Source organism: Poseidonibacter sp. (assembly GCF_041821165.1).
In the GTDB taxonomy this organism is placed as follows: Bacteria; Campylobacterota; Campylobacteria; order Campylobacterales; family Arcobacteraceae; genus Poseidonibacter.
The window spans coordinates 1-3,941 of the sequence record NZ_JBGUES010000201.1 but is presented as its reverse complement, the minus strand read 5'-3'; the positions used below and the strand labels follow the sequence as shown (position 1 = coordinate 3,941).

Genomic DNA, 3,941 nt, shown 5'->3' with positions numbered 1-3,941 from the left:
TATTTATCTACTTTTTCTTTTTTATAGTCCAAAATATTTTCAGCACTATAATTTAGATTTTCAAAAGTAAATAATTTTCCTTTTTCTTTTATTCTATCTGTATTCATACCAATTTTTGGTCGCATATATACAGTTGAAAAGGGAACTGCTTTTTTATGAAGTGGTCGAATTAAAAAACTACTATCACCAATACATAAAGGTTTTTTCACTTTTGCAGAAGCATTTGAAAATGATGTTACACCAGGTATTACTTCTGATTTCTCATAGATTGTTTCATTTTGTTCTTTGATTAAATCTAATAAATAATAAACCGTACTATAAACAGCACTATCTCCTAATGTTACAAAAGATAGCGTTTTATACTCAGCAAACGACTCATAGATTTTATCAACTTGATATTGCCAATCTTCTGTTTTAAAATTCATAGGAGTATACATAGGAATAATTGGCTTATCAAAACCAAACTCTTCCATTAGTTTACTTATTATTTTAAATGTCATTGACCTTTTAAAACTATGGTCTGAACTTTTTGTTGGTACACAAATTGCATCAGAGTTTTTTAATGCTCTTAATGCCTTTATTGTTATAAGTTCAAAATCTCCAGGACCAAGTGATACCATATATAATTTCATCATCTTTCCTAATAAGTAAATTGTTTATGACGAATTCCCATCATTTTAAATGAGCTTTCAATCTCTTTTAAAATAATAGTTTGCACTTTTTCTAACTCAATTAGATTAAATTGCTCAGCTTTTGTTATTGATGAAACAATTGAAGATTCAAATAAATCACTTAAATCATCTTTTATTTCATACATATCTTTCATATAATGATTTCCACTTACAAGTAATAAAGGAACTACTTGTACTTTTTTTATTCCTGCTTTTTGCATTTTTAATTTTAAAGCATCTTTTATTTGATTGTAAGGCATAGCACCCTCTAGTGAACAAGTAAAGTTTTTTTCACTAATCATTTCTAAAAAAGATGAAGTGTAATTAATAGAATCAATTCCAACAGTATCTAGTTTTGGTGTTCCATGAATTACATATAAATTTGCTGTATCTTCTTGTGTTATTTGCTCATTTAAATCTTTTAATAAATCAGATGTTTCTTTTGTTTTTGTTAAAACAGCATTTGTAAATGATATGTTAGCTAATGAAAAATGCTTAAAACCATCTACTATTTTCTTTAAAAACTCATGTTCATCTGTTGGATAAATATTTATAGAAGAAACAACAACATGCTTAAACCCTTGCATATCAACATCTGCAAGGGTTTGAGGTAAGTTTTTATAAATTTCTTTTTTCTGCTTTTTTAGTAATTTAATTACCATTCTTGATGAAAAAGAAATAAAAACTTCACAATCAGGAAACTTTTCTTCAACAGTATTTTTTAAATCTAAATACTTTTGCTGTTGTATTACTGATCCAAAACAAGCAAGGACAATTGCCCTTTTTCTATTATAGTGTCTATATCGTTTCATTATTTTGCTGTGTTAAAAAGTCTATTATTTACAAAAGGACTATTTTGTAAAATATGCAAAGTTTTTGCACCTGATAAAAGAGCTAAATTTATTAAAGGCTCAATTAAAATTACGCTCATATATGCAATTGAAAATGAAAGTACTGAACTTAAATTTTCATAAGCAAAACCTTGTCCGTATAATGCCCAAAAAGCAACCCATGTAACAATACCACCTTGGTAAACAAAAGATAATTTTAAAGCATCACTATATTTAATATCTTTATATGCAATATTTGCAGGAATAACTTTTGAAGCTACAAAAGACATAACAAATAAAGGCATTAATAATGTAGTTACATTCATACCATATTGTGGTAAATCAAATTGTGAAAAAAGTAAACCTTGAACCAATAAACCAATAGCTAATGCAAGTGAAGTTGCAGCTAATCCAAAAATTAAAAACAGTGTTGACGCCAAAATAAGATGAACTTCTGATACCCCAACTGCTTGATGAGGAAACACTTCAAAAAACATAAACACCAAAATACTTGCCATAATTGATTTCACAATTAATGGGAATAATCCACTGTTTTTAATACTATCTACTGCTAATTTAAAAGCAATACCAAATGAAACAACCGCTGTTCCATAACTTAAAGCCATTTTTGCACCATGTACAATTCCTGGTTCTATATGCATAGGTAATCCTTGTTTGTTAATATAATATGATTGTGTTTTATAAAATTTAAAACTTGTTAAGAAATGTGATTATTTGATAAATTGTGGGGGATCGAGAGATTGAATTGCATTTTCATAAGCAATTCTATGGTATAACATATTGATTTCAATTTTAGTTAGATTACACAATGTCGAGAACATAGCAATTGTTGACAGTTTAAAATAACGTTTATTATACCCGCGTAGATTCTTCATGCCAAAATTATAACAATAAAATAATTATAAAGAGGTAAAATGAAGTCAATTTGTATTAGCGCGGTTTCTTCTAATGAAGGGAAAACCCTTTTAACTACAGCCCTACTATACCATTTTAAAAAAAGCGTTCGAGCTTATAAAATTGGTCCTGATTATATAGACCCACAATTTCATGAAGCAATTTGCAATAAAGCATCAATCAATTTAGATACATTTATTATGAATGAAAATCAAGTTAATTGGATTTTTAATAAATACAATGACCAAGATATTTCAGTCCTAGAAGGTGTAATGGGATTTTATGATGGAATGGACAAAGGTTCATCCGCATATGATGTAACTAAACTTTTAAATGTTCCAACTATTTTATTATTAGATGGTAGTGGTTCTTATATTACTGTAAGTGCAGTTTTAAAAGGACTTAAAACATATAAAGATGACAATACTATAAAAGCAGTTGTATTAAATAAACTTTCATCTTCTATGCACTATGAACTTATAAAAAATCAAATAGAAAAAGATTTTGATGATATTACAGTTCTTGGTTGGATTAAAAATGATTTACCAAGTTTAAAAGAGACTCATTTAGGATTAGATTTAATTGATGCAAATAAAGAGTTACTTGAAGATATTTCAAAAGAGATATTAGAACATATTGATTTAGATGCTTTACAAACTGCCTCAAGGTTTAAACCTAATGAAACTCTTTCTTATCCTTTTGATTCATTTATTAAACAAAATAAAAAAATATCTATTATAAAAGATAAGAACTTCTCATTTCTTTATTATGACAATATAAAATTTTTAGAAGAGTTATTTAATGAAGTAGAATTTATAAACCCTACAAAAGATGAAACAATAAGTAAAGATAGTCATCTTGTTTATATTCCCGGTGGATATGTTGAAACAACAAGAGCCTATGAAAATATAAAAAACTCTTTAAACTTTAAAAACTCACTAATAGAACATGCAAAATCAAAACATATTTATGCAGAGTGTGCAGGATTATTATACTTAGGAAAAAAAGTAGATGAAAAGAAGATGTCAAATATTTTAGATGTAGAGTTTACACTTACTCCTAAAAGAACTAGATTAGGTTATTACTATTGTAGTTCTGGTCTTAAAGGTCATGCTTTTCATTATACAAAACCACTTGATACAAAAAATGCAGTAAATATCTTAAGTAAAAGCAAAGATGGCAAGGCAGATGGTGCATCATGGAGTAAAAATAAAGTTTATGGAACTTACTTACACACGATGTTTAGAAACAATATTAATATACTAAAGGATTATTTTGGAATTTAAATTAGAAGAACCACCAATTAATATAGGTGCAGATATATCTGTACGTTCATTTGAAATGATTGAAGAAGAATTAAAAGATTATGCAAAAGCAAATGATTATACAAAAGATCAATTAGAAGTTATATCAAGACTTATTCATACAACAACTTGTTTTGATGAGGTATTAGACAATATTTATTTCTCAGATAATGCAATTGAGAAAATACAAACTTTACTTTTAAATAAGGCAAAAATTATTG

At 27.0% G+C, this 3,941-nt stretch carries 5 protein-coding genes; 2 read left to right on the top strand and 3 right to left on the bottom strand.

Annotation, left to right across the window (positions count from 1 at the left end):
• From ACERKK_RS11890 to ACERKK_RS11880, 3 genes are all read right to left on the bottom strand, one after another.
• Nucleotides 1-632 (bottom strand): precorrin-2 C(20)-methyltransferase (locus tag ACERKK_RS11890; protein WP_373773293.1); only part of this gene is annotated, 632 nt, incomplete at its 3' end.
• Nucleotides 633-640: 8 nt separating this feature from the next.
• The gene (locus ACERKK_RS11885) at nucleotides 641-1,483 is read right to left on the bottom strand and encodes a sirohydrochlorin cobaltochelatase (protein WP_373773292.1); all 843 of its coding nucleotides are present in this window, start codon (nucleotides 1,481-1,483) and stop codon (nucleotides 641-643) included.
• Nucleotides 1,483-2,163 (bottom strand): energy-coupling factor ABC transporter permease, encoded by a 681-nt coding sequence (locus tag ACERKK_RS11880; RefSeq protein ID WP_373773291.1) that lies wholly within the window; start codon nucleotides 2,161-2,163, stop codon nucleotides 1,483-1,485. The genes ACERKK_RS11885 and ACERKK_RS11880 overlap by 1 nt, the downstream gene beginning before the upstream one ends.
• A 273-nt stretch (nucleotides 2,164-2,436) precedes the next feature.
• Between ACERKK_RS11880 and ACERKK_RS11875 the strand changes: the two genes are divergently transcribed.
• Together ACERKK_RS11875 and ACERKK_RS11870 are read left to right on the top strand one after the other, a co-directional pair.
• Entirely contained in the window at nucleotides 2,437-3,702 is a 1,266-nt protein-coding gene (locus ACERKK_RS11875) for a cobyrinate a,c-diamide synthase (protein ID WP_373773290.1), read from the top strand.
• The coding region (locus tag ACERKK_RS11870) for a precorrin-8X methylmutase (protein ID WP_373773289.1) at nucleotides 3,692-3,941 on the top strand (250 nt) is incomplete at its 3' end. The genes ACERKK_RS11875 and ACERKK_RS11870, both read left to right, overlap by 11 nt.